Raw genomic sequence first — 25890 nt, 5'->3', positions numbered from 1 at the left:
GTGATGGATGATAATCAACTAATAGACAATGCTCTGACTTTAGATACTTTTGCCATGGTTAGAATTGTGAACGATGGGGATGCTTGGGTTCAATATGGTGACAATATTAAAATCGTTACCAGAGCGAAAGCAGCAAATATCACGGCGGAATTACTTAAAGTCATTGCAAAAGAGCTGAATAGACAAGAGTAGTAACATCGAGACATGGCGGCTTCTGCCGCCTATTTAAAAATAATACAGAATCTAGCCGTTCAGAACCTAAATAAGGTGGCATAAACTATTTCGAGCAAGGTGATAGTTTAAGATCTTACAATAAATGGTTAAAATACAAATGGTTAAAAGCGATCTCCTTTATCTTTATGCCGCATTTCGTCTTGTTGAAATGCCGTATTTATTCCTATTGGCAACATGGTAAGTTATACTGAAGCCAATATGTAAGCGAAGGCGGTTCAAATGACAGCCGTTGAATGTATTTATCAAAAGATAAAACGCTCTAGACGTTACGTCTTTGAACGTAAAGACTTTGATGATGTAGCAAGCTACGACCAGGTTGGACGAGCGCTAAGACAACTAGTTAAACAAGGTGATTTGATTAAGATTGGCTACGGTCTGTATACCAAAGCCAAACTCAACAGCCTAACGGGTAAACCTATGCCCACACACCCTGGCGGTACTGATGCACTGATGCGTGAAATTTTGAAGATGAAAGGCGTCGATTTTGAAATGGATAGCCTCTCTTGGCAAAGCCTTTCAGGTCAGAGTACTCAAATCCCTTCATCCGTCCAGTACTCGTGGAACCCAAAGCAATTTAATCGCAAATTAGTCGTAGGTAACAGAGTGCTTAACCCACAAAATTGACGATGAAAAAACTAAAACAAGAATTCTTAGAGGTTTCCGATGCTTTGACTCTTTAAGTTGGATATAGTGATAATTTATCCTTCATAATTTAAAGCTTGTTGTTGTACAGATAGTTTGAATTTTATCAGCAGTTTAGCTAATAGCGGATGGTAAATGGCTCAATTATCTGCGTAGTTAATATCACAACCTTTCTAATACTCGATCTATCTCATTGAATATAAGAATAAATCTGAGTACTTTCGTAGCCAACAATAAGGTTACCGAGACATCATAGTGTACGAAATAAACCAATATGACCACATAAATATCAATGACTTAGATGATGTGCGTCGCCTATTAAAGAAGCACGAATGTAGTATTGCACTGATTAAATCATTACCCAAGAATGCCAACGATAAAAACCAAGTATATTTTCATTCAGATGCGAGTCTACTTAACTCTATTTTTGATTTGAGGTTTAGTGATAGAGGTGAAAGTTCAAGTGAAACAAAGCGATCCTCAGACCCTGGCAAGCTAATTCCACAGGCTGAATTCCACCATTTTTCATGGCTAGATACAGATGGTAACGCGGTAAGAGCTAAGCAGTGTAAAGCTATCGTATATGCTCAGTATCCAGAGGCTAGGCTCTCTGGCTTCCAAACAGTGAATCGAGAAATGCCTCGCTGTATGTCAATTGAATATACTAAACGGGCTGATTATTTACCTCGTTACTTAGTTTTAGGTGCGAATCGTTCAGGTCATGCTTTTGCCGTTTTAGTTGTGGATCCCAACCGACTATTCATTGAACAATTTAATCAGCTTGAAAACTACTTCGGCTCAAAAGTTTGCAAGGCGTTCACCATAGATCTCGGTGAAGATAGCGGCACAGAAAAGCTCAAAGAATTACTGAAAGCTAATGTAGCAGGTAAAACCTTGCTTGGTTGCCGACTCAAGCTAGGTGAAACAGTACCGTTCACTGGCACGCAGGTGCATGGTTATACACTTGAGCATGCTCTGGGAATTGAGCCAAATGCTGACAAAGAAGGTGATATTTTCGGTATTGAGTTGAAATGTTTTACTCGCAAGAAGCTTACCTTATTCACTCCTGAGCCAGATGGAGGACTGTATAAGGAGAGTTTTCCTGATTTTATGACGACTTATGGTTACAAGAAGAATGATGTGTATCGATTGACAGGGTTACATAGAGCATATCAAGAAAATGAAAAAACGCAGCTCACGTTAAAAATCCAGTGTTTTCACCCCATTGTAACTAAAGATGAAAACGGCAAAAAAACTACTCATTTTGAGCATGGTCTATATAACCCAAAGAAACCCATTACTAAGCAAATGACGGGAATGGAAGTTGTATTAGAAGATAGACAAGGAAAAATCGCAGCTAGTTGGTCCATCGAGCGCCTCTTAAACTGCTGGGGTGCTAAACACAACGAGGTCGTCTATATACCTGCAACCAAACTACCAAATGATGAACCCAACAGTTTAGCTGCTGGGTATACGTTTAAGATTGAGTTTCCAGATGAAGTTCTCTGGTGTCTTAATACTAATGCTGAGAGGCTTTTCCAAGCTATTCATAGTGGTACTGTGTATCTTGATCCTGCACCGAAATTTCATCCAACTGATGCTAAGCAAAGTAAGCGACGCTCACAGTGGCGTATCAATGACATATACAAGGCGTCCAGTGAACTCTATGAAGAGGTTCATTTTATTTCGCTCAATCCTAAATAAAACGTCACTCAAGTCTATAAAAAGGGATTAATGTGTGTTACTTTTGCACACAATATTCCCTTTTTGCCACCTATATGAATCAGTATACAACTTTAAAAGGCGATCAAGAGTTTGAGAGCTATATCGAGCATTGCCATCAAGAAACAAATAAGCTACTTAAACTATTGATTACAATATATGATCAAAAGAACTTAGCCATTAAGTTTCAAGAATTAGGTGGAGAGTTCTGCGAGATCAGCCGAGAGAAACTGAATCGTTGGAAAGCCGATCCTGTAGCTAATCCTATTTCACTTGGTGATAGTTCTCTAAAGAAATTGAGATCAACTTTACTCCCTAAAAAACCTGCTCATTGGGACAACCCAAACTTTACCTTTATTGACTTATTTGCTGGTATTGGAGGCTTACGCAAGGGATTCGAAAACGTTGGGGGAAAATGTGTTTTTACTAGTGAATGGGATGAAAAAGCCAGACGAACTTACTTAGCAAATCATTATGTAGATGAGTCAGAACTGCCATATTTCCTGAATAATGAGCAAGAAGATGGTGCGAAAAATACTAGCTTCATGGATATCACTCAAATCACTCTCAGTGGTGATCCTGAAGCAACAGAGCTACAACAACAGGCTAGCATTCTGAAACATATTCCTAAGCATGACGTACTTCTTGCTGGCTTTCCGTGTCAACCCTTTTCACTCGCGGGTGTTTCGAAAAAGAACTCATTAGGTAGAGCGCACGGTTTTGAGTGTGATACTCAAGGGACTCTGTTTTTTGATGTACAGAAAGTACTAGAAGCACGACAGCCAAAATACTTTGTCCTAGAGAATGTTAAGAACCTCAAGAGTCACGATAAAGGCAAAACGTTCGCGACAATCATACGCACGCTTGACCAAGTAGGTTATTGGGTGGCTGATATCACCGATGTTGATTCTGATATTGAAGAAGCCATCAAGGTTGTACGTAAACGTAAACCAGAGCCAACCATCATTGACGGTATGAACTTTACCCCACAGCATCGTGAACGTATTGTCCTCGTCGGAGTGCGTAAGGATCTCGTAGAAAAAAATCCAGAGTATAAAAAACTGTCTCTCAAAAACATTGAAGTTCCGCAAAAGCGCTTACGCGTTAGTGACATTCTGACCAATCTTTCTGTAGAAGAGACAAAGAAATACACGTTAACACCAAACTTGTGGAACTATCTGTATCACTATGCCCTGAAGCATCAAAGTAAAGGTAATGGGTTTGGGTTTGGACTAGTTGACCCTTCAAATCCTAATGCTGTGACAAGAACGCTTTCTGCGAGGTACTACAAAGATGGCTCTGAGATACTAATTAATCATCAAGGACTCTCTGAACAGTACCTTGCTGATAACCGTGAACATGGCTTTAGAAAGAACAAAGAGCGTCTTGAGTTCTCTACTAATTTCGCTGACCGATATGCTAAACAAAACCCAGAATGTACGGAAAAACAGTACAAAGAGATGATTAAAGAAGGCGAAGCTAAATATGACCAAGAACATGGTCGTTATGCCCCTGAGTTTGATCCTCTGTATAAAACTCCAAGGCGTTTAACGCCAAGAGAATGTGCAAGGCTAATGGGCTTTGAAGATGTGAATGATCCTTACAGTGAATTCCGTATTGTTTGTGCCGATGCGCCTGCATACAAGCAGTTTGGTAACTCTGTTGTTGTGCCTGTATTTAGTGCCGTGGCTAAATTGTTAACTAGTTATATGTAACAAGTAGTACACCCTGAAATCACTTTGTTTATCAGGGTGTACTACTTTTAGCTTTGAAATTCATAACATTAACCTAGAAATTAAGCCATTCAATAAAAGTCTCGTCGATAGAATTATAAATAATGTTTATAATTTCATCTGTGTTAATCTTGCAGAATAGCCTTTAACGATTATCTATCGGCATTAGTTGTTGATTATATTAATATAACCCTAGTTTAAAGCTGGGGTTTTATTTTTTCTTATAGTTTCCCCATAAACTAGAGGCTTAAATAATGAATTAACTATGGTGGTGAAACGTTAAATCATAAAATATTAAATACTTCTGGTTTCTTTGACTTATAGCGGTTGCAACCGTATAAACCTGGAACACGGTTCTCTTTCTTAACCTTCTCACTTCCTGAGTAATTATTTGCCACATGATATACAGGCTTATCTTTATGTTCAGAATGCATCTGATTCGCTCTACGCAGTGCTTCTTCATCAGAAATATTGCTGTACTTAAGTTGAAACTTTTCGTTTTTTTCTTTTAGAATTTCTTTTTCAATAACATAACTTGATTTACGACCATTTTTAAATTTAATCACTACATTTTTCATATTACATTTCCTTTAAATAAGCTTAACCACACTGGCTTGAATATATATTTATCAAGTAATAATTGATTTGTAAAGACATTATTTAAACTTTATTTAATGAGAAAGCTTAAATAATTAAACTCAAAAAAACAAAAGGCACGCTATTAATAGCAATACCTTTTAATTAAATTATTAAATAATTTTGTTTAGGTTACTTGTAACTTCTTTCTTAAACGAGTAGTAATCAAAGTCTAAAATAGTTTGAATTAATGCAATAAATAGAAACACCAAACCCGACACAAAAAAGACACCTGCAACATAGAAGAATCCGCCGACCAGCCATTCGGCGATGTTTAGATCATGCTTCCAGACCTCAGAGTGATAAAGGGCTGCGCTACCTACTAAACCAACGCTAGCGAGCAAAGTCATATTTTCTCTGTTTGGTTTAAATACTTTACGGAACTCTGTTCTACTAAAATATGGAATGTATTCACCTGCCGTATGGTTCGCGATACCAACCAAGCAAGTTGACTTCTTCCCTTCCAAATACAGTAAGCTTATTTTTTGACCTGTCAGAATATCTACATCACTATTGAGTACATACTTTCTTTCCTGTCCGTTATCAAATCTAAGCCAAAATACCGTTTTCTTTTTAGTTCTACTGGTTATGTACGATCTACCTGTTACGGTTGTATCAGAATAGGTATGTGTTGTGGATTCAAGATTAGACGAGATGACTTGGCCTGTACGGACAAAGTATTTCGCTTCTCCATTGCCTGATTTTACTTTCGAATGATTGATGGCGAGTTCCATTTAAACCTACTTACTATTTTTCAAAAATAAATGAGATAGATACGAACACCTTGCCCTATGAGTTCTCGTTGTTACACAACTATCTCAATCCATTGGTTGATTGATATCGAAGCGGATATCATTTTTATAAATGCTATTAAAACCAACTTGCACCCATTTGGGTGCACATAGGTATAGTACTATCTGAGATAGTTCAATGCACCCATATAGGTGCATTAACTACTATGAACTCGATCACAAAATCAAAGAACATCACGGGCGAAAATATAAAAAAAGCCCGCTTAGGCAAAGGGTTGTCTCAACAGGATGTAGAGCGTATTGCGACATTACGCGGAATCGATATGACTCGTAGTAAATTGGCAAAAATTGAGACGGGCATGATACGTGTGACGGATGAAATCTTACACAATCTGGCTGTGGTTCTTGATGTCAGCGTCAATGTTTTTTTTGATGACATTAGCTGATGAAATCACCTTTTAACTTCTCTGAACTATCAATCCCCAATTAGCTACCTTTGCGGAATTGGTTAAATTTTGTTCAAACAGTTCATTTTTACGAAAAAAATTTCGCTTCCGTAAATCCAGAAACTCCAACTCCTTATCCGCTTGATAAATTATCTTAAATTTAACATCGCTTGTTTTTTATTATATATAAACAAGGTCAGAGTAAATAATTTATTGTTATTTTTCAGCAACTTGTGTGTTTGACAAGTTTTTATCTTGGTCGTAATTTCCATTTCGAATCAATCAAAAATCGAAAAAGAGAAATAATTATGACAGTAAAAACAATGAGCAGCACTCAAAGCTTCAATCACTATCTAGACATTTTTATTGCGGACGGTGAGTATCGCAAAGTTAAATCCACAAAAAATGGGGAACAACCTCGGATCAACAGGTTACGTAAAATTTTTGGTAAAGATGACTTACGTTCTATCAAGCATAGTACTCTTCGAATGACGATTGCAGGTTGGCATTCACACTTAAAAAATAAAACTATTAATGAGCACTTAACTATCCTACGCTTTGTTTTTTCTACAGGTTTAGCGGATCAGATCATCGATCATAATCCCATGGAAAACATAAAGAACTTATTGGTAGAAAAAACAGAACCCGATCCCTTCACCAAGATAGAAATCGCTCGACTATCGAATTGCAACGATGTGTGCCCGCAAGTAAAAAATGCAACAGCATTGGATATACTAACAGGTCTTCGTATTAGCGAACTTATCGCCTTGTGCTGGGACGATGTCGATTGGAAAAACAAAAAGCTTTATGTTCGTCGTGCTTGTGTACTTGATGTTTATAAATGCCCGAAAACAACAGATTCGGTGCGCGATGTCGATCTAAACCCACTTGCTATTTCTATTTTAAAATCCCAGCTAAAACTGACGGGAAAACGTCGAAGAAAACCCGTGAATGTTTTGCAACGCGATAATAAAACATTAAAACAAGAATCTCTTAACTTCATCTTCGTGAATACTAAAACGAATCAACCGTTCACAGATGCTAAAGAGTTCACTGAGCGTTTTTTCAAAAACTATCTCATTGCTGCTAGTGTAAGGCATCGCGGAGTCGGTCAACTACGCCATACCTTTGCATCTCAATGCGTAACAGCTGGCATCAACAAGGAGTGGCTAGCCCAACAGATGGGACATAGTGACACTAAAATGATTGATCGTCACTACGGAAAGTGGATCCGTGAAGACTCCTCTGATTGTTCATTACAAGCTGCTCGGCATTTACAAGACTCTTTTGGGTTTCTCATACCAGACAGTGACATAAAGCTGCCTTCTAAGGTTGCATTGGATCTATCGAAAAAAACATCAGTTACTGAACAACCAATTGGAGAGTAACTAATGACTAAAATAAAAAGTGTAATGCAAGTACAACCAGTTGGCTTTAGATTACAGTTATCTACTCGACCTTGTGGAGGTCGAGTATGAAGACAACCCATCTTTATCATAGCAGGGTAAACTTTACATCAAGAAAAGATGACCGAAGAGCTTGTGAGGCATCATTAAGGCATTCACTTCGGATCACTCATCAGGTCACCAAGGGGGACATATTTGTCCCTTTAGAAACCAAATCATCTATACAGTGGTTACCTGAATTATTGGCCTATAACAAAATATACATAAACGGGAAAATCACCCGTTTAGACCAGTGGGGACATGAAGAAAAATGGGACTTACTATATCAAGTAGCACCCACTCCTAAACTTCATATGCATAAGAAGTTACAAAGTCAACGCTCCAGCTATAAACATAAAATAATGAAAACAATAGCGTCCCTGCTAAAAGCTGGGAATGATGACGTTGCTGAGTTTTTAAATGACATTCTCAATACAAAAGGTCGTTGCTCATACAGCAAAATTTCGCGATTTAAGCTTCTTCAGATGACATATAAAGCACAGCGCATCAAGATGCTAGAAAAATATCTTAACGCACATAATCAGCTGGTTTCATTTCCACATGCTAATAGTCTTTATGTACAGGAGGGTATATTTAAAATTCCAGCTCAATGGAATGTGAGCAATAAATTAATAACCACTGAAGAGTACATTCACTTTACTGAGTTTTTCTTGAAACATCATTTTCCAGAATATCCGATTCTTTTTGTTGTCGCACACGACGATGAAAGATCGGTAGATGAAGATACTGGAGCACACTCGCACTATTTTTTGTCAGGACGAAACTCAATAACAGATGAATTTGATTTACTTAAAGCTCAGGTTTCTGTCGTAAATAAATATATCCAACTGCAACATCCCGAGACAAAAATAGAATTAGCTTTTAATAAAAAAGGTAAGCTAAGCCGACTTCAAAACAAGCTATTTGGTGAGTACTTTCAACGATTAGTTTTCGACTTTGCCAACAAGTACTTGCTTCATGCTAAAGGTCTTCATGCGGAGTTAGCTCCTGAAAGTGAGCGCCGCTCTGAACAAAGAAAGCAGATGAATAGAGAGTCAAAACTCCCTAAGGAAGAAAGAACCTACAATTTTCAGAACCGCTTAATTGAAGCTCAACAAGCCAAACTGGCTGAGCTTGAGCAGCAGACACAAATACAAAAACAGTTATTGGACGAAACCGTCATGCAGCAAAGCATCGTGCTAGGCGAATTGATGATGCAAGAAGATCAAAAAGAGCAAAATGACCAAGAAATAACAATTCAGCAGAAAACCATAACTGAACTTCGAACTGAGAGACGCAAACTTGAACGAGTTTTAGACTCGTTGAAGGATGGAATTATTGAACCTCTTAGCCGATTCTGTCAGCAGGTATTCCTCGGGTTAAAAGCCCAGCAGTCAGGCCAGAAAAAGATGGTGGAATCCTTTTTAGATACGACAATGAAAGAAATGCTCATGCTCCCGCCACACATGCAAACAAGAGCCAAAATATTGTTGAAATCCGTCGATTTGGAACCAAACAAAATGGCTGATCGTGAAACACAGCAGCTCGATAAGTAAAGTTAGTTAGTTAGTTAGTAACTTAACAAACCTTGATAATAACAATAATAATGGTGATGATAATGGCTAGGCCTAAATCTTATACAGATCAAGATCTTATTCAAATAGTGCAAGAAATTTTAAGTCAAGGAGATGAAGTATCCACATGGCGTATCAAAGAACAGTTGGGGCGCGGAAAATTATCAACTATCAAGAGAGATTTGGAACGACTAATCGACTCTGGTGAAATTGATACGACGCGTAAAGAGCAAAATACTGCTGCTACAAAAAATCCTGTAATCGCTTCTTATGAATTACCCATTGAGGTTCAAAATCTACTAGCCCAGTCTGAGCAAGAAATTTGCAAGATAATTCAGCGCATTACCACATCCCTAAATTGCCAAGTTCATCAACATTATGAAAACTTGATGAATGCTCGTATTCACGAACTCGATACAAAAACTGACTTAGCAATCAAAGCTCAAGCTATGGCAGAAAATACGTGTGCTGAAATGGAAGTTCGACTATTAAAGCAAATCGAACTGAATGAATCACTCGAAGAAAAAATTGAACACATAGACGAATTGCTTATGGAGTCTAGGCATCAGCAATCTGATCTAATCAAGACGAACAACCAGCTTACAAACTCTCTAAAACATACAACGGAAAAGCTAGACAGTCATCATGAGACTATCAATGAGCTAAAGGTTAGCTTAGCAAAAATTGAGAAAGGTTTTGCTGCGCAAACGGTACAGCTTGAATATTCACGTAATGAAGCAAAAAAATATGAGTCGAAACTGTCAGAACAAGTAGAACGTTATGAACATACAGCCCAGAAACTGAACGAAACACTGGCTGATCTCAAGTCAACACAAACAGCACTTGCGGAATCAGACAAACTTATTCGAAAGGTACAAGCTGAGCATCAAGCGCTTTCAGTTAACAATAAATTATTGGAAAACAGTTTACGTCAGTCTCAAGAGACGATAACCGATCTGAACACCAGAAACCAAAAGCTTGAGCAGCAGCTTTCACAAAGGGGAGAGAAAAGTGATTCTCTCAATAAGCCATTAAGTGAACAATAAAGTATGCTATTGTTATCTTTAATGTTGATTTAATTGGATCGCTAGCATGGACATTAAGACCGCCTTACAAAGATTGTACAAGTTCGATTGGCAGGGAATTTATGTCTATACCAAAGGTAATCTACGCCGAGTGTTTTTTGATGACACCGCTGAAGCTTTTAAGCAAAGCTTGCCGCGTCTAATCAAGTTCGGAGTGCTAGAGCGAGCATGTAGAGGAGTGTATATTTTCGCGTTAAGCCGCCACAAAGGTGGTTACACGATTGAATATATTGCGAAAAGCCTTAGACGTGGTGAATATAACTACATCTCACTTGAATCCGCTCTTTCGGAGTACGGTGCCATTTCTCAGATCCCCATTGATCGCTTAACAGTGATGACAACGGGAAGAAAAGGAACTTTTAAAACGCCATATGGTGTGATTGAATTTACTCACACCGAACGTGATGACATCGACATCCTGAACAATACAATTCTGTATGACAGGCCATTGAGAATCGCTACAGAAACGGCGGCAATGCGAGACTTAAAACGCGTCGGTAGAAATACGCACATGCTATGCAATGAGTTAGACTGAATTACATTATCTATCGATTAATCAATAACTAGGACACCTAGGGTACAAAAAGTTGCATATAAGCAGTGGCCTTGTGATAAGATACCCTGCTTACTACAAGGATTAGAGCAGGATATATTAATGACTTCACAAGCGATCACTCCGAAAAGTCTTGGTAAGTGTATATACGATTGTGATATTTATAAACATAGCCACTTAATAAGTCCCATTAAAAAAAATGAAATAATTCATTCAGCTTTTGAAAAGTCTCAAGCTAGTCAGGCGTCATTTTCAATAAAGAAAATAAAGAGAAACGGCAAAGATTGTTATACGGTAACTGGCTTCGAAAATGTATTACTATCTCGTCACTTAGCAAATAATGTTAGGGCTGTTCTACCAAAATCCAAAAGCCGAAATCAGATATCTCGACAACTAGTACAGCATTTGAAAGAAGGTACTAGCTATAGAATATATCGGCTTGATATAAAGTCATTCTTTGAAAGCGTCAGTCATGTAACAATAGAAAAATCTCTAGAATCAAATTTAGTCAGCAGTCAGACTAAACTCTTAATAATGTCAATTCTAAAGAATTCAAACTTTATAAATCAATGTGGACTACCAAGAGGCTTAGAGTTTAGTCCTCCTTTAGCAGAGTTAATATTAAAGGATTTCGATAAAACTCTTGTTAAATCTGAAGACGTTTTTTATTACTGTAGGTATGTTGATGATATTATAATTATTACAACTGGATTCGAGAGCAGTAAGAATTTCATTAAATATATTAAAGGCCTTTTACCAAAGGAATTAAGTTTAAACTACAACAAGCAAAAAGTAATTCATGTAGATAAACGTCAAAGCTCAGCTATCACTGTAGCTAGTTTCGATTATCTTGGTTATAGCTACACTGTAAGAGATACGCAGATACCTGGAAAAACCAAATCGGCTAGGTTTAGAGAAGTTGATGTGTCTTTATCTAACTCTAGAGTAAAACGAATTAAAACGCGTATATCAAGAGCTTTATATTGCTACTCTAAAGATGGAGATTTTGAACTTCTTAAAAATAGAATTATATTTCTTACATCAAACCGTATAATGAAAGAAAAAAAGAGCGGTAGAATTATAGCAACGGGTGTTTACTATAATAATGTTAACATAACGGATAACGCTCTAAGTCTACAAGAACTTGATACTTTCTTAAAAAAAAGAGTATTAGGATTCTCATCAAACCGTTGGTCAGGATTTACTAATAGTTTAACTAATCAACAAAAGCGCCAGTTATTAAGCTACTCTTTCGTCAATGGATATAAAAATAGTAATTACAAAAGATTTTCTCCAAACAAACTTGGAGAAATAAAAAATGCCTGGAGATTTTAAATGAACAATATAAAATTAGACAAAAAAGATCATTCCAGAGCATTATTAACAGACACGTTCCCTGCTGATGTTCCAATTGTTTTTAGTAATGATGGACTGTATAAGAACGGACATATTGTAAGAAAAGGAAGTAATGATCTTAGAACTAAGGTTGTTAGTGATATTTACATAAGGTTAGTTAGTCCTGAATTAGACAAATTACTTAGCGATGAGGAAAAGGCAAAAAAACAACTACAACAAACTAAACCGTTCAAGTACAAAATAATAAAGAATGACGTTAGTTTAAGAACCCTGTCACTAATTCACCCAAGATCTCAGATAAATTACATCAACATCTATAGAGATCACGCAGACTATTTGCTTTCTTTATTTGATAAGAGTGTGTTTTCTATACGATGTCCAATGAGAGTTTGCAACTCGTTTTATTTGAAAATAGAAAAATCCGAAATAAAAAACAACGAATATAAAAAGATTGATATAGAGACAATAGATAAAGAACTATATAAAAAACATGCTTCATCTTATTTCTCTTACAAGGGATTTAATCGCATCCATAAATTATATTCTTCTCCTTTATACAAGGATTTGGAATCAAAATTCCCATTTATGTTTTTCTTGGATGTGGCGAATTGCTTCGATAGTATATATACACACACTATTTCCTGGGCGGCAAAAGAAAAAAATTATATCAAAGACCATTATGTAACCTGGAATAACCAAATTTCACAAAAACTAGATACAACGATACAGAGAAGCAATTCTAATGAAACAAATGGAATTCCTATCGGATCCGAGTTCAGCCGAATATTTGCAGAAGTGATCTTTCAAACGATTGACGTTAATATTGAAAATACACTAAAAAACACCCACTCATATATAAATAAAGTTGACTACCAAATATTAAGATATGTTGATGATTATATTGTTTTTGGTATGACTAGTGAAATTTGTGATGTTGTATCCAGTGTAATCAGTGATAGTCTTTCCGATTACAACTTATTCATTAACTCAGATAAAGTATTAAAGCTTGAAAGGCCATTCTGTACCGAAAAGTCTAAGATTATAATATCTTTATCTAATTGCTTAGAATACTTCGAAAGAACAATTTTTCAAAAAGATAAACTCTCAGAAAGGAAATATTTTCCTTCACAGATTTTTAAAAAGCACAATTTCATGAATAAGTTCATGAATGACGTTAGGCTCGTTGCTTTATCAAGTAACAAGAACGGATATTCAGAGATATCATCTTACTTGGTTTCATTTTTTGCTAAGAGAATTGACCTTTCGATAGAAAACTACAGTGGTTATATCAGTAATAATGGAAAGGATGGAATATTTGTTAGAAATATAGAAATCATGGTAGAACTTATGTTTTTCTATTATAAAGTTCATCCAACTATTAGCTCGTCAAATAAAATAGCCAAGAGTTTAATTTGTTTAATTGAGTTCATGGAAGAAAATAAATGTTTACTTGTTTACACACCAAAAATAAAAGACCTAGTAACTAAAACTATAAGAAATTTCACTTTCGACCAAAATAAAAATGGTAAGAGAAAAGGGTATATCTCTATCGAGCGTCTTAATGTTATCTTGTCTACAAGTGAGTTTGGATCATATTTCAGGCTACCACAGCAATATTTTGTGGAACTTATCGAGAATAACATTGAGCTTAACTATTTTGAGATTGTTTCATTACTATATTACTTCAAGAATCATGAAGAGTACTCTGATGTAAAAAGTAAGATCATATCAGAGACAATGGGGAGATTCTCTACTCTCGATTCACTCGAAAATGATTCAGAGCTTGTTCATCTAATACTAGATTTGTCCACATGCCCATACATATCTCTGGAACATAGAAAACAGGTTATGTCCATATTATATGATGGGATAAAAAACCATCCTAATCCCACCGAACAAGAGTTATCAGACTACATAGATGCAACCCAAGGGATTTATTGGTTCGTTAATTGGACTAACTTAAATATTAAGCAACTAATCGAGCGTAACGAATTGAAATCTCAGTATTAGTTTGATAGATTATTCCCGTGGCGGAGACCATGCCATATTACTTCTTCGCAAGTTACTCTTGTGACTACACTGATGAAGCTTTTGCTGATTCAGCAAGTTAACAAGTAAAGCTTGCGACATTCGGTTTTTGAAAACAGAGACGGTTGTTTGGAAACAAGGGATCGTTTTGGGCCTGCAAGCCCCTCATGAGCAAACTCCTGAGAGCACTTCGTGCCACACACCAGATGTTGAAGCATGGTCTTTTCCCGCCGTTCTAATTTTGTTCTTTATATCAAACAAGAGCCTGAAGACTGTCGGTAACCCATACCACCTCTCTAATGCCCTGAAACGTTTCTGTCCCATTGTGAGTTTCAGAAGCTGCAATTCATCTGTGATCACCAAGCGATTCGTCTGGACACATATTGAGATTTACAAGTTAGTCTATAACATTGAGCATGGATCATGATTCACTAGAACTTTCCGCTGAGGTCAACCTGGTAATCACCGACGATCTCATCCATCTCCCGCTTATGTGAGATGTTACTATTACAAGGTTCTGGCTGCTTTCTTCGATATTGGTTTCGTTTAAGACGATTTACCAATCGTCAGCATCACGAAACTTGGCTTTTTCTCTGCTTGCAGACTTATCTTCAATATGTAGCTCAAGGTCGAGAGATGACAAAAGACGCATTAAGCTCTCAATACTTGAAGAAGCAGGATCTCGTTCCAATTTGGATACGGTTGTTTGCTTTAAGCCCACAATATCGCCGACTTTGGTTTGGTTGCGCTTTTGATTTCGACGGATATCTCTCAGGTATATGCCTAACTGCTTGGGACCCGTAATCAACATTGTACTCTCCAGAACGTTTTAACCCCTGTAAAGGATAATATCATGCTTATCCCCTATGGGGGTTAAAACTAGCATTGTTTTATATTGTTTTATACAGTGGATACGGTTGCCCCCTCTGATACTCTTAGTAGGCAAATTCCTATAAAATTTTATCGAGTTATCTGCTTGATTCACTTGCTAAGTTAAGCTGTTTTTGTATACTGAATGTGATTCACAACTGTCAACGCGACATTTGATTGATAATCGAAGAAAGCTAATAAACTCAAGAGCTTGATAAATATAGGTTTTCAAAGAGATAGGGTTCAAATCCCTATCTCTCCGCCACATTTAGAAAAAGCCCGCTAAGAAATTAGTGGGCTTTTTCGTATATTCAGATTTGAAAGGACTTGGACAAATCCCTCCTTGAATACAAGCCCAACACTCCGCCACATTTAGCAAAAGACCACTAATACGTTAGTGATCTTTGTTCTGCCTAATTGCCTTCTTCAACTATCAAGAGGCAAAGACTTCTGTCGCCGCTTTTATTAACTGCATGTGAATAGGTACAAGGTCTGCGTGGTTTGTTCTATATCCACCCCCCACAACGGCGGCAACAGGAATCCCTCTGTTTTTCATCAGTTGAAAAAGAAAACGATCACGCTCAAAAATTGCTTGAGTCGATACGTCAAAGTAACCAAGCTCATCATCTTGATGAATATCTACCCCAGCGTCGTAAATCACCATATCTGGACGATGGAGATTCAACGCCATCTCTACCACCTCTTTAAACGTCATCAAAAATGTTTCATCGTCTGTTCCTTTTGCTAACGGAACATCCAAATCAGACTGTGGTTTTCTGGCCGGAAAGTTTTTATCGCAATGAAAAGAGAGCGTCACGATGTCAGGTTCTTCTTGGCACAAGGTGGCGGTTCCATCACCATGATGAACATCACTATCAATAATTAAAATCTTATCAACGTGCTCGTTATCCAACATGTGTTTAGCCGCAATCACTAAATCGTTGAACAAACAGAATCCGCTACCAAAATCTTTGTGAGCATGGTGATAACCACCACTTAAGTGCAGTGCGATACCGTGCTCAAGCGCTTTTTCGGCTGTCAGAAGTGTACCAGCCGCTGACGTCAGTGTTCGAGTGATCAGAGCTTCACTCCAAGGAAAGCCGATTCGACGCATTTTAGCGACTGGCATATTTCCTTGTACCAGTAAGTCAACATAGTCCGCATCATGCACGCGCTTGATCGCTTCAATTGACAGCGCTTGTGGTTCAAAAAACTGCACCCACTCAGCTTGCACACCGCGACGTACCTCTTCATAGAGATATTGATACTTCATGATTGGGTAACGATGCCCTACAGGCAATTCAAGTTTTGAGTATATAGGGTGGTATATCAGTGGCAACATGAGACATTCTTTTCATACAACGTTGTGAAATATTACCAACTACAAAGGTTGAATAGAAATTAATTTAATTGATAATGATTTTCATTAAAATTAAATTTCATACTCCAACGATGAAGAAAACGACATTTACGGTCCTAGGCGCTTTGTTTGGTTCCTTCTGTGCTATTTCTGTATTTATATCCATGTTGTTTAGTGCATGGTGGTTAGTTGATTTTGTCGCACTCAGCTAACACAATAGTTCGATAACGAGTCTTACCAGAGAGTTAAAAATGGCCCATAGTGTTTTTATCACAGGCGCAAATCGTGGTATTGGTTTGAGTCTGACAGAGCTTTATCTTGAACGCGGGTGGAACGTCCACGCTACTAGCCGTAACGTCACAGACAGTGACGAACTACAAGCTTTGAGCTCACGTTACTCCTCTTTGAGCTTGCATGAACTGGATGTTACTGATTACGCAAAAATCGCGTTACTTGCTCAGAGCCTGCCACCTATCGACCTTTTGATTAACAACGCTGGTTACTACGGCCCTAAAGGTTATGGATTTGGAAACACCGATGTGGATGAATGGCGTAAAGTACTTGAGATTAATACGATAGCGCCACTTAAACTGGTCGAAACGCTCTATCCACAACTGCAACAAGGACAGTTGAAAAAAATCGCCTGCATCTCTTCAAAAGTCGGGAGTATGACGGAGAATACATCGGGTGGCGGCTATATTTATCGCTCGTCAAAGGCGGCACTCAATTCCGTAGTCAAAAGCTTAAGCAATGACTTAACGCCTGACGGTTTTACTGTCCTTGCTTTGCACCCTGGTTGGGTACGCACCACAATGGGTGGGCCAAATGCACTTATAGATGCAGAGACATCAGCTCAAGGGCTGGCACAAGTTATTGACCAAAGCACCGTTGAACACTCTGGTCAATTCATCAATTACGACGGAACTTCGCTTCCTTGGTAAGTATTTTATAAAAAGATGAGAGGTAGGTTAGCTTTATGCTTTCTACTTCTCTGACAACCTTGAATTTCTGCGTTTCCTTTCCAGACTTAGTAAGGCTATCAAACAAATAAGGAGAGTGAGCATGGCTGCGGATAGAGATCTGGTGAATTTTAGTGAAGATCACGAACTCAACTACTGCTTAAGAAGCGCAGGGAAACGTCAAACACAAGCGAATCGCGATGCGTTGGTCGATTTAGGTAAGCAAGTCAAACAAGTCTCGGGCAAACGAGTTCTTACGCAAGATGATGTAAGAGGTGCCATTCAAAATCACGGAGATCTGTTTGAGTAACACCACCACAAACAACAAGCAAAAGCGGCGCTATCATGCGCCGCTTTTGTTTAAGAGCTCTTTCGCTTTGAGGCTCCCGTTTTCGATGCCCCACTCTTTGGGTAGTTTCGCTTTTTACGCTTGAACGCCGGACGTTCGACTTTAGGTAAGTGGCGCAGAGAATCCGGTATTGGCCCTGATTTTACTTGGCTCATCAACCCATCAATACGCTGTTCAAGTGCCTGCATGAAAGGTTGATAAGCTTGATTTCTTTCTGCCATCCCCTGAAGTTGGTGCTCCCAATGAGCGGTCATGTCAGGATACGTCGCATCTTGTGGTAATGCGTTGATTAACCCTCGTCCAGCTTGCGAGCTGAGTATGGATTTACCTTGCCTTGTCAATAACTGACGCTTAAAGAGCGTATCCAAAATACCCGCACGAGTCGCTTCCGTACCTAATCCATCTGTGTCGCGCAGAATTTTTTTCAACTCTTTATCGGCAACATAACGAGCAATTCCCGTCATCGCTTGCAGCAGAGTGGCTTCAGTAAAGTGTTTTGGTGGCTCAGTTTTTCGGTCTTTAATTTCACCTTCACGACATGTTAACACCGTGCCTTCACTTAACGGTGGCACCGCATCAATACCTTCGTCTTCTTTATCCGTTTTTCCCATCAGCGCTTTCCACCCCGACGAAACAAGTTGACGACCTTTAGCGATGAAAATGCCACCAGCGATGTCGAATACCAATTTCGCTTCGGCATAGACAGCCGCAGGATAAAACTGCATTAAATATTGGCGCGCAATGAGCTGATACACTTTCATTTCGTTGCCAGACAGCGCATTAACGTTGGCTTGCTTAGGCGTTGGAATGATGGCGTGGTGAGCATCGACTTTTTTGTCATTCCACGCTTTCGACTTAATCGATAAGTCGGCACCATTCACTGCGCTTTGCAGTTCTTTGGCGTTGTTTGCAATAGCGGATGTAACCGTTCCAGCTTGAGAATAATGCTCCAACGGCAAGTAGCGACAATCAGAACGCGGATAAGTGATCAGTTTGTGCTTTTCGTATAGTGCCTGACAAGTATCTAGCACCTGCTGCGCACTCATGCCATAACGCTTTGCTGCATCAATCTGCAAAGCAGACAATGAATATGGCAATGGTGCAGATTGCTTGGTTTGCTTCTGCTCTGATTCCTTCACTATCGCTGGCTGGTTCGCGATCCGATTAGCGACGTTTTCGACTAACTTGCGATTTAATACTCGCCCTTCTTCATCCTGCCATGGTTTGCAAGCCTCACTGGGTTTCCAGCGTGCGCGAATATCAAACGCCCCATTTTGGTCTTGATACGGGATCAATGCGTGCAGCGTGAAGTAATCTTTCGGAACAAAGTTTTCAATTTCTTCATCTCGACGGACGACAAGCCCTAGAACCGGAGTTTGCACACGCCCAACCGAGAGCACACCTTGGTAGCCAGCCTTTTGTCCCAGCAAGGTATAAGCGCGAGACATATTCATTCCATACAACCAATCCGCCCGTGAGCGCGCGAGAGCGGAAACAGACAGAGGAATAAAATCACGATTACTGCGCATTGAGTTTAGTGCGCGCTTCACCGCAGGTAAGTTCAAGTCAGAAATCAGCAAACGCTGTGTCGCTTCTTTCTTAGTTTTGGAAAGCTTGCAGTAGTCGAGAACCTCATCAACTAACAACTGCCCTTCACGGTCTGGGTCTCCCGCATGAATCACTTCAGTTGCTTCTTTGAGCAATTTACGAATCACGGTTAACTGCTTACTGGCACTTTTTCTCGGTCTAAGTTGCCATTGCTGAGGAACAATCGGCAGATCGGCCATGTTCCATTTTTTGTAGCGTTCATCGTAAGCGTCTGGCTCAACTTGCTCTAGCAAATGACCAATACACCACGTCACCACATCACCATTTCCACAACGGATAAAGCCTTGGTCTTTCTTTTGGGGATTAGGTAAAGCCGCCGCAATAGCACGACCTAGACTGGGTTTTTCAGCAATAAACAGACGAGACATAAGGATTTGGAAATCAAAATAATTAGGGCCACATTATCGAATGTAGCCCTAAGAAATCAAGGAAAAACTGTATAAATGAACAGTAAGCGTTATCTAGATATGTATTTATTGAAATTCAACAAACTTAGACAAATCGCGCTCTGGCACTTTCATTGGAGTACAACCTGGTGTGCCAAGGTATAGAAATCCAACAATTTCATCCTCACCTTCTAGGCCAAATGCTTGATGTACCTCAGGGTGGAACATCCATTTACCTGAACGCCAAAAACCTTGAAAACCTTGCGCAACCGCCGCCATCTGCATTGCTTGAACAGCGCAACCTGCAGAAAGATATTGTTCCAATGCAGGGACTTTTTCATGCTCGGTTACTTTCGCGATCACGGTAATGACCATTGGGGCACGAAACGGCGCATTTTTCACTTTTTCGATCACGGCTTCATCACTATGGTCTGCAATCGCAGCTTTCACCAAAATATCTGATAGCTTCTTCAAACCATCACCTTGAGCAATCACAAAACGCCAAGGGGTTAAGCCCGCATGGTCAGGAGCACGAAGACCTGCACGAATAATATTCTCCAACGCTTTGCCCTCTGGTGCTGGCGCAGATAATTTGGCGATAGAGCGACGGTTAAGCAAAAGATCGAGAGCTTCCATGAGCGAGTCCTTATTGAATCTAACTGTTATTTTCTTTGCTGCTCACTTTAGCATAATCCTCTCACTCGAATAACAATCTGTTTTTTAGGGATTATCGTGATGATTCACACAAACCGAGAGCAACAGAAACAAAAAAGCTGCGCATCACACGCAGCTTTTGAGTCATATAAAGCTTGATGTTATAGCTTCACAGCAAGTTTTACGCCTTGGCGAATTGCGCGCACTGCATCCAACTCACCGGCATGATCAGCGCCACCGATGATATGCAGTTTTTCACCAAGTTCAGACCACTTGTCTTCAAACGGACGTACTGATTCCTGTCCCGCACAAATAACGACTTTATCAGCCTCTAAAAGCTGCGCCTTACCATCTACATGAATGTGTAAACCGTTGTCATCAATTTTGTCATAAGACACGCCACCAAGCAGATGCACTCCGCGTTTTTCTAATGTGCGTTTATGGATCCACCCTGTCGTTTTACCCGGTCCTTTACCAACACGACCTTTGCGACGTTGAAGCACCCACACTTCTTTGTCACTCACCGCGTCTGGGTATGGGTACAGTCCACCTGGTTGCGACATTTCTTTATCAATGCCCCATTCATGCAGCCAATCATCCAACGTTTGCCCTGCTGGCTCGGTAATCATTGTTGCAACATCAACACCAATACCACCAGCACCAACAATGGCGACTTTTTCACCGACAGGCGTTTTGTCACGAATCAGCGTTTGGTAATCCACCACTTTTTCTGCATTATCAATACCTTCGATATTGACCTTACGCGGTTCAACACCGGAAGCCATCACAACCTCATCGTACTCTGTCAGCAAATCGTAGTTCGCTTCCGTAGACAAATGCAGATTTACACCCGTTTCATCAATTCGGTTGGCAAAGTATCGAATCGTTTCTCTGAATTCCTCTTTACCCGGGATTTGCATCGCTAAGCGGAATTGCCCACCAATTCGGTCGTTCTTTTCAAACAGATCAACTTTATGACCACGTTCAGCTAAAGTCGTCGCACAAGCTAAACCAGCAGGGCCTGCGCCTACAACGGCAATATTTTTCTTCTTGAACGTTGGTTCAACCACAATTTCTGTTTCGTAACAGGCAAGTGGATTGACGAGACAACTAGCGCGCTTACCTTTAAATACGTTGTCCAGACACGCTTGGTTGCAGCCGATACACGTATTAATAAACTGCGCTTTCTCTTGTTCTGCCTTCGCGACAAAGTATGGATCCGCCAAGAACGGGCGAGCCATTGACACCATATCCGCCTGACCAGAAGCAAGGATTCGCTCTGCTTCATCAGGAGTGTTAATTCGGTTACAGGTGACAATTGGCACAGAAACGTGCGGTTTCACCTTCTCGGTTACCCATGTAAATGCACCGCGAGGTACTTGCGTTGCAATGGTCGGAATACGTGCTTCATGCCAACCAATACCAGTGTTGATAATGGTGACGCCCGCGTCTTCCAATCCTTTGGCTAATGCAATCACATCTTCGAACGTGCTGCCCTGCTCGACGAGATCCAGCATCGAAAGACGGAAAATGATGATGAACTTCTCACCCACCGCTTTACGTACAGCTTTCACTATCTCTAACGGGAAGCGCATGCGTTTTTTGTAACTGCCGCCCCAATCGTCATACCGCATATTGGTGCGCTTACAAAGGAACTGATTGATCAAATAACCTTCTGAGCCCATCAATTCCACGCCGTCATAACCGGCAAGTTGAGCAAGTTCAGCACTGTTGGCAAATGCGTCGATGGTCTTTTTGATCTGACGCTCGCTCATTTCACTCGGCGCAAACTTCGCGATCGGCGCTTTAATGCCAGAGGCGCTCTGCGCAAACGGGTGCATCGCGTAACGCCCAGCATGTAAAATCTGTAGTGCAATTTTGCCACCATGCTTGTGCACGGCATCGGTAACTACTCGGTGCGCCTTTGCGTGTTTTGGCTTACTAAACTCCGCACTTAACGGGTGCAGACGACCGCGTAAATTCGGTGAAAAACCGCCGGTCACGATAAGCCCGACGCCACCTTTCGCGCGCTCTTCATAAAACGCGGCGAGCTTTTGCAATCCTTCCTTGTGCTCTTCTAGGCCTGTGTGCATTGATCCCATCAGGACTCGGTTTCGTAATTGTGTAAAACCTAGGTCCAGTGGTTTTAATAAATTAGGGTACATGGCAGACATCACTAAACATCCATTTTTATTATCATGGTCTGACCAGACTACGTCCGGAAAACCAAAAAATCAAACAAGCGTTTACATTTTTGTAACACCGATCAATCTCGCGCGAAAATATGCCAATTGTTGAGTGAGCGTGATAAGCTAAAAAAATGTTATCTTTTGAGATCTTAGAGATAAGAACCCATACTTTGTAAGATTAAGGAAAGACTATCTCGTTATGGAGACAAGATGAAAAAACTCTTCAAATTTATTGGTTTGATATTTAAGGGGATATGGAAAAGCATCACCTTTATCAGACTCGCGTTGGCAAACCTGATCTTCCTTTTGATGATTGCCGTGTTTTACTTTGCGTTTACCTACACTGGCGAAGGACGACCTGTTATCGAGAAAGAATCCGCTTTGGTTATGAACCTTTCTGGTCCCATCGTGGAACAGCGTCGTTATGTCAATCCAATGGACTCAGTCGCAGGTTCTCTTTTAGGTAACGAGATGCCAAAAGAGAACGTTTTGTTCGATATCGTGGACACCATTCGCTACGCAAAAGACGATGCCAAAGTCTCTGGCTTGGTATTAGCACTGCGCGATCTCCCAGAAACGAACTTAACGAAACTTCGTTACATTGCTAAAGCGTTAAACGAGTTTAAGGCATCAGGTAAGCCAGTTTACGCGGTGGGTGACTTTTACAATCAGAGCCAATATTACTTAGCAAGCTACGCCGATAAAGTGTACATGGCGCCTGATGGTGGCGTACTGATTAAGGGCTACAGCGCTTACTCTATGTACTACAAAACTCTGCTAGAGAAGTTAGACGTATCCACTCACGTTTTCCGAGTCGGTACTTACAAATCGGCTATCGAACCGTTTATTCGTGACGACATGTCGGATGCGGCAAAAGAGTCTGCCACGCGCTGGGTCACTCAGTTGTGGAGCGCGTTTGTCGATGACGTGACGACTAACCGCAACATCAACGCCAAAGTGCTAAACCCAACGATGGAAGAACTGCTTACCGAGATGAAATCTGTGGATGGTGATTTGGCGCAATTGGCAGTCAAAATGGGATTAGTTGATGAATTGGCGACACGCCAAGATATTCGTACCTTATTCGCCAAAGAATTTGGTAGCGATGGTAAAGACAGTTACAACGCCATCAGTTATTACGACTACCTAGCGACGATTCGCCCAGACTACACACTCGCAAACCATGATATTGCCGTTGTTGTTGCAAGTGGCGCCATCATGGATGGTCAGCAACCTCGTGGAACAGTAGGCGGTGACACGGTTGCAAGTCTACTGCGTCAAGCGCGTAACGATGAGAAGGTAAAAGCAGTCGTGCTTCGCGTAGACAGCCCTGGTGGCAGTGCGTTTGCGTCAGAAGTGATTCGCAACGAAGTGGAAGCGCTAAAAAAAGCAGGCAAACCTGTTGTAGTTTCGATGTCGAGCTTAGCGGCCTCTGGCGGTTACTGGATTTCAATGAGCGCAGACAAAATCGTCGCGCAACCAACAACACTGACGGGTTCTATTGGTATCTTCAGCGTTATTACGACGTTCGAAAAAGGCTTCAGCAAACTTGGTATCAACACCGACGGCGTTGGCACATCACCGTTTTCTGGCGACGGCATTACGACTGGCTTGTCTGAAGGCGCGTCTCAAGCGTTCCAACTAGGCATTGAGCATGGCTACAAACGCTTTATCTCCTTGGTTGGTTCAAACCGAGCTATGACGGTAGAAGAGGTAGACAAAGTCGCGCAAGGCCGAGTTTGGACAGGTCAAGATGCCTTATCATTCGGTCTTGTTGACCAAATGGGTGACTTCGATGATGCCGTTGAGTTAGCAGCGAAGCTGGCGAACGTGACAGATTACGGTATTTACTGGGTTGAAGAGCCATTGTCACCAACAGAACTATTCCTACAAGAATTCATGAATCAGGTGAAAGTATCCCTTGGTGTTGACGCAACAAGCCTTCTGCCAAAGAGCCTTCAACCTGTGGCTCAACAGTTCGAACAAGATGCAAGTCTGCTTCAAAGCTTTAACGATCCGAAAGGACAATACGCTTTCTGTTTGAACTGCCAAGTACAGTAGATTTTCAGTAAGAAACACAAAGGGCATCTCTACGTGAGATGCCCTTTTTTATTGAGCTCAACATCTCCTCAGATGACTTTCATATGCTGTGCGCCGAGCCTCGCATCTCAAGGTTATTTAGGTATATAATCCCGCCTCTGTTCCCCTACATGAAAGAAAAAACGATGACTAGAAAACACATCTACATCGCTTACACCGGTGGCACCATCGGTATGCTAAAATCGGATCACGGTTACGTTCCTATCGCTGGCTTTATGGAAAAACAGCTTGCCAGCATGCCGGAGTTTCACCGTCCAGAGATGCCGGAATACACTATCCACGAATATGATCCTCTTATCGACTCATCAGATATGACACCAGCAGACTGGCAACAAATCGCTGATGACATTCGTGACAACTACGACAAGTACGATGGTTTCGTTATTCTGCACGGCACTGACACGATGGCTTACACCGCGTCGGCTTTGTCTTTCATGCTAGAAAACCTAGGTAAGCCAGTTATCGTTACTGGTTCTCAAATTCCTTTGGCTGAACTGCGCTCTGATGGTCAAGCAAACTTACTAAATGCTCTGCATATCGCAGCAAACTACCCAATCAACGAAGTCACCTTATTCTTCAACAATCAGTTGATGCGTGGCAACCGCAGCACAAAATCTCATGCTGACGGCTTTAATGCATTTACGTCACCAAACTTGCCGCCATTGTTGGAAGCAGGTATCAATATTCAGATTAGCAACAGCATCAAGGTGAACGCGCAACCTGAAGGTGAATTCAAAGTTCACAACATTACTCCTCAACCAATCGGTGTGATCACAATGTATCCGGGTATTTCGCATGAAGTTATCCGCAATACCTTGCTTCAGCCAGTGAATGCGATGATTTTGCTGACTTTTGGTGTGGGTAACGCTCCGCAAAACCCAGAACTACTAGGCCATCTTAAAGAAGCCTCTGAGCGTGGTGTTATTGTGGTCAACCTGACTCAATGTTTGGCTGGTAAAGTCAACATGGGCGGTTATGCGACAGGCTGTGCGTTGGCAGATGCAGGCGTAATTAGCGGTTACGATATGACGCCAGAAGCGGCGCTCGCAAAACTGCACTTCTTATTGAGCCAAAACCTGTCTTACGAAGAAGTAAAAGAGAAAATGCAGGAAGTACTGCGTGGCGAAATGAGCCTGTAAGCGCTTCTTCGAATCTCTAACAATGCTTAGATATTAAAAAAGCCCAATATTGATTGGGCTTTTTACTTTG

At 40.5% G+C, this 25890-nt stretch carries 22 protein-coding genes; 15 read left to right on the top strand and 7 right to left on the bottom strand.

Annotated features, from left to right (window positions below; genetic code table 11):
* Window positions 1–3 precede the first annotated feature (3 nt).
* From UF05_RS09580 to dcm, 4 genes are all read left to right on the top strand, one after another.
* Window positions 4–192: a hypothetical protein gene (locus UF05_RS09580; protein WP_045545714.1), complete on the top strand. Its 189-nt coding sequence runs from the start codon at window positions 4–6 to the stop codon at window positions 190–192.
* 261 nt (window positions 193–453) lie between these two features.
* Window positions 454–858: a DUF6088 family protein gene (locus UF05_RS09575; RefSeq protein WP_045545713.1), complete on the top strand. Its 405-nt coding sequence runs from the start codon at window positions 454–456 to the stop codon at window positions 856–858.
* Window positions 859–1131: 273 nt separating this feature from the next.
* A complete protein-coding gene (locus UF05_RS09570; protein WP_045545712.1) occupies window positions 1132–2580 on the top strand; it encodes an MvaI/BcnI family restriction endonuclease in 1449 nt (482 codons plus the stop codon).
* A gap of 74 nt (window positions 2581–2654) precedes the next feature.
* Window positions 2655–4313 carry a DNA (cytosine-5-)-methyltransferase gene (gene dcm, locus UF05_RS09565; RefSeq protein WP_048852462.1) on the top strand — a complete coding sequence of 553 codons (1659 nt, stop codon included), beginning with the start codon at window positions 2655–2657 and terminating at the stop codon, window positions 4311–4313.
* A 302-nt stretch (window positions 4314–4615) separates the two neighbouring features.
* Here dcm and UF05_RS09560 read toward each other — a convergent pair whose 3' ends face one another.
* Window positions 4616–4909, bottom strand: a complete 294-nt coding sequence (locus UF05_RS09560; protein WP_045545711.1) for a hypothetical protein — start codon at window positions 4907–4909, stop codon at window positions 4616–4618.
* A gap of 171 nt (window positions 4910–5080) precedes the next feature.
* On the bottom strand, window positions 5081–5701 hold the full coding sequence (locus UF05_RS09555; RefSeq protein ID WP_000417695.1) for a hypothetical protein: 621 nt from the start codon (window positions 5699–5701) through the stop codon (window positions 5081–5083).
* Between the two features lie 224 nt (window positions 5702–5925).
* Between UF05_RS09555 and UF05_RS09550 the strand changes: the two genes are divergently transcribed.
* The 7 genes from UF05_RS09550 (at window position 5926) to drt3b (ending at window position 14188) form a co-directional block, all read left to right on the top strand.
* The gene (locus UF05_RS09550; RefSeq protein ID WP_001084862.1) at window positions 5926–6165 is read left to right on the top strand and encodes a helix-turn-helix domain-containing protein; all 240 of its coding nucleotides are present in this window, start codon (window positions 5926–5928) and stop codon (window positions 6163–6165) included.
* Window positions 6166–6473: 308 nt separating this feature from the next.
* Window positions 6474–7553, top strand: a complete 1080-nt coding sequence (locus UF05_RS09545) for a tyrosine-type recombinase/integrase (RefSeq protein ID WP_045545710.1) — start codon at window positions 6474–6476, stop codon at window positions 7551–7553.
* An 86-nt stretch (window positions 7554–7639) separates the two neighbouring features.
* Window positions 7640–9166 (top strand): hypothetical protein, encoded by a 1527-nt coding sequence (locus UF05_RS09540; protein ID WP_045545709.1) that lies wholly within the window; start codon window positions 7640–7642, stop codon window positions 9164–9166.
* A 62-nt stretch (window positions 9167–9228) separates the two neighbouring features.
* Window positions 9229–10230, top strand: a complete 1002-nt coding sequence (locus UF05_RS09535; protein WP_045545708.1) for a hypothetical protein — start codon at window positions 9229–9231, stop codon at window positions 10228–10230.
* A 46-nt stretch (window positions 10231–10276) separates the two neighbouring features.
* Window positions 10277–10804 carry a type IV toxin-antitoxin system AbiEi family antitoxin gene (gene abiEi, locus UF05_RS09530; RefSeq protein ID WP_045545707.1) on the top strand — a complete coding sequence of 176 codons (528 nt, stop codon included), beginning with the start codon at window positions 10277–10279 and terminating at the stop codon, window positions 10802–10804.
* Between the two features lie 120 nt (window positions 10805–10924).
* Entirely contained in the window at window positions 10925–12157 is a 1233-nt protein-coding gene (gene drt3a / locus UF05_RS09525) for an antiviral reverse transcriptase Drt3a (protein WP_048852460.1), read from the top strand.
* The gene (gene drt3b / locus UF05_RS09520) at window positions 12158–14188 is read left to right on the top strand and encodes an antiviral reverse transcriptase Drt3b (RefSeq protein WP_045545706.1); all 2031 of its coding nucleotides are present in this window, start codon (window positions 12158–12160) and stop codon (window positions 14186–14188) included.
* A 574-nt stretch (window positions 14189–14762) separates the two neighbouring features.
* Here drt3b and UF05_RS09515 read toward each other — a convergent pair.
* Both UF05_RS09515 and UF05_RS09510 read right to left on the bottom strand, forming a co-directional pair.
* On the bottom strand, window positions 14763–15017 hold the full coding sequence (locus tag UF05_RS09515) for a helix-turn-helix domain-containing protein (protein WP_045545705.1): 255 nt from the start codon (window positions 15015–15017) through the stop codon (window positions 14763–14765).
* A gap of 492 nt (window positions 15018–15509) precedes the next feature.
* The gene (locus tag UF05_RS09510; RefSeq protein WP_031849988.1) at window positions 15510–16418 is read right to left on the bottom strand and encodes a histone deacetylase family protein; all 909 of its coding nucleotides are present in this window, start codon (window positions 16416–16418) and stop codon (window positions 15510–15512) included.
* 269 nt (window positions 16419–16687) lie between these two features.
* Between UF05_RS09510 and UF05_RS09505 the strand changes: the two genes are divergently transcribed.
* A complete protein-coding gene (locus UF05_RS09505; protein ID WP_029830203.1) occupies window positions 16688–17377 on the top strand; it encodes an SDR family oxidoreductase in 690 nt (229 codons plus the stop codon).
* A gap of 121 nt (window positions 17378–17498) precedes the next feature.
* Entirely contained in the window at window positions 17499–17705 is a 207-nt protein-coding gene (locus UF05_RS09500) for a hypothetical protein (protein WP_005461782.1), read from the top strand.
* A 50-nt stretch (window positions 17706–17755) separates the two neighbouring features.
* Here the strand turns inward: UF05_RS09500 and UF05_RS09495 are convergent, their stop codons facing one another.
* From UF05_RS09495 to UF05_RS09485, 3 genes are all read right to left on the bottom strand, one after another.
* The gene (locus UF05_RS09495) at window positions 17756–19720 is read right to left on the bottom strand and encodes a DNA topoisomerase III (RefSeq protein WP_045545704.1); all 1965 of its coding nucleotides are present in this window, start codon (window positions 19718–19720) and stop codon (window positions 17756–17758) included.
* Window positions 19721–19825: 105 nt separating this feature from the next.
* Entirely contained in the window at window positions 19826–20374 is a 549-nt protein-coding gene (locus UF05_RS09490) for an NAD(P)H nitroreductase (RefSeq protein ID WP_005461733.1), read from the bottom strand.
* A gap of 179 nt (window positions 20375–20553) precedes the next feature.
* On the bottom strand, window positions 20554–22566 hold the full coding sequence (locus UF05_RS09485; RefSeq protein WP_025575706.1) for an NADPH-dependent 2,4-dienoyl-CoA reductase: 2013 nt from the start codon (window positions 22564–22566) through the stop codon (window positions 20554–20556).
* A gap of 225 nt (window positions 22567–22791) precedes the next feature.
* On the opposite strand from UF05_RS09485, the gene sppA reads away from it, so the two are divergent.
* Both sppA and ansA read left to right on the top strand, forming a co-directional pair.
* On the top strand, window positions 22792–24642 hold the full coding sequence (gene sppA, locus UF05_RS09480; protein WP_025552793.1) for a signal peptide peptidase SppA: 1851 nt from the start codon (window positions 22792–22794) through the stop codon (window positions 24640–24642).
* 164 nt (window positions 24643–24806) lie between these two features.
* On the top strand, window positions 24807–25820 hold the full coding sequence (gene ansA / locus UF05_RS09475) for an asparaginase (protein ID WP_005479567.1): 1014 nt from the start codon (window positions 24807–24809) through the stop codon (window positions 25818–25820).
* The last annotated feature ends 70 nt before the right edge of the window (window positions 25821–25890 follow it).

Source organism: Vibrio sp. S457-15 (assembly GCF_000960545.1).
Classification (GTDB): domain Bacteria; phylum Pseudomonadota; class Gammaproteobacteria; order Enterobacterales; family Vibrionaceae; genus Vibrio; species Vibrio parahaemolyticus.
The sequence above is the reverse complement of the archived record's forward strand: the minus strand, read 5'-3'. Positions and strand labels throughout refer to the sequence as shown.

Bases quoted from the DNA above. Each gene is read 5' to 3' on its own strand.
- UF05_RS09490 (WP_005461733.1), bottom strand. From the start codon at position 20,374: ATGGAAGCTCTCGATCTTTTGCTTAACCGTCGCTCTATCGCCAAATTA.
- UF05_RS09560 (WP_045545711.1), bottom strand. From the start codon at position 4,909: ATGAAAAATGTAGTGATTAAATTTAAAAATGGTCGTAAATCAAGTTAT.
- UF05_RS09550 (WP_001084862.1), top strand. From the start codon at position 5,926: ATGAACTCGATCACAAAATCAAAGAACATCACGGGCGAAAATATAAAA.
- UF05_RS09510 (WP_031849988.1), bottom strand. From the start codon at position 16,418: ATGTTGCCACTGATATACCACCCTATATACTCAAAACTTGAATTGCCT.
- UF05_RS09535 (WP_045545708.1), top strand. From the start codon at position 9,229: ATGGCTAGGCCTAAATCTTATACAGATCAAGATCTTATTCAAATAGTG.
- UF05_RS09575 (WP_045545713.1), top strand. From the start codon at position 454: ATGACAGCCGTTGAATGTATTTATCAAAAGATAAAACGCTCTAGACGT.
- ansA (WP_005479567.1), top strand. From the start codon at position 24,807: ATGACTAGAAAACACATCTACATCGCTTACACCGGTGGCACCATCGGT.
- UF05_RS09500 (WP_005461782.1), top strand. From the start codon at position 17,499: ATGGCTGCGGATAGAGATCTGGTGAATTTTAGTGAAGATCACGAACTC.
- drt3a (WP_048852460.1), top strand. From the start codon at position 10,925: ATGACTTCACAAGCGATCACTCCGAAAAGTCTTGGTAAGTGTATATAC.
- UF05_RS09555 (WP_000417695.1), bottom strand. From the start codon at position 5,701: ATGGAACTCGCCATCAATCATTCGAAAGTAAAATCAGGCAATGGAGAA.
- abiEi (WP_045545707.1), top strand. From the start codon at position 10,277: ATGGACATTAAGACCGCCTTACAAAGATTGTACAAGTTCGATTGGCAG.
- UF05_RS09580 (WP_045545714.1), top strand. From the start codon at position 4: ATGGATGATAATCAACTAATAGACAATGCTCTGACTTTAGATACTTTT.
- UF05_RS09515 (WP_045545705.1), bottom strand. From the start codon at position 15,017: ATGTTGATTACGGGTCCCAAGCAGTTAGGCATATACCTGAGAGATATC.
- UF05_RS09545 (WP_045545710.1), top strand. From the start codon at position 6,474: ATGACAGTAAAAACAATGAGCAGCACTCAAAGCTTCAATCACTATCTA.
- drt3b (WP_045545706.1), top strand. From the start codon at position 12,158: ATGAACAATATAAAATTAGACAAAAAAGATCATTCCAGAGCATTATTA.
- dcm (WP_048852462.1), top strand. From the start codon at position 2,655: ATGAATCAGTATACAACTTTAAAAGGCGATCAAGAGTTTGAGAGCTAT.
- UF05_RS09505 (WP_029830203.1), top strand. From the start codon at position 16,688: ATGGCCCATAGTGTTTTTATCACAGGCGCAAATCGTGGTATTGGTTTG.
- UF05_RS09540 (WP_045545709.1), top strand. From the start codon at position 7,640: ATGAAGACAACCCATCTTTATCATAGCAGGGTAAACTTTACATCAAGA.
- UF05_RS09485 (WP_025575706.1), bottom strand. From the start codon at position 22,566: ATGTCTGCCATGTACCCTAATTTATTAAAACCACTGGACCTAGGTTTT.
- sppA (WP_025552793.1), top strand. From the start codon at position 22,792: ATGAAAAAACTCTTCAAATTTATTGGTTTGATATTTAAGGGGATATGG.
- UF05_RS09495 (WP_045545704.1), bottom strand. From the start codon at position 19,720: ATGTCTCGTCTGTTTATTGCTGAAAAACCCAGTCTAGGTCGTGCTATT.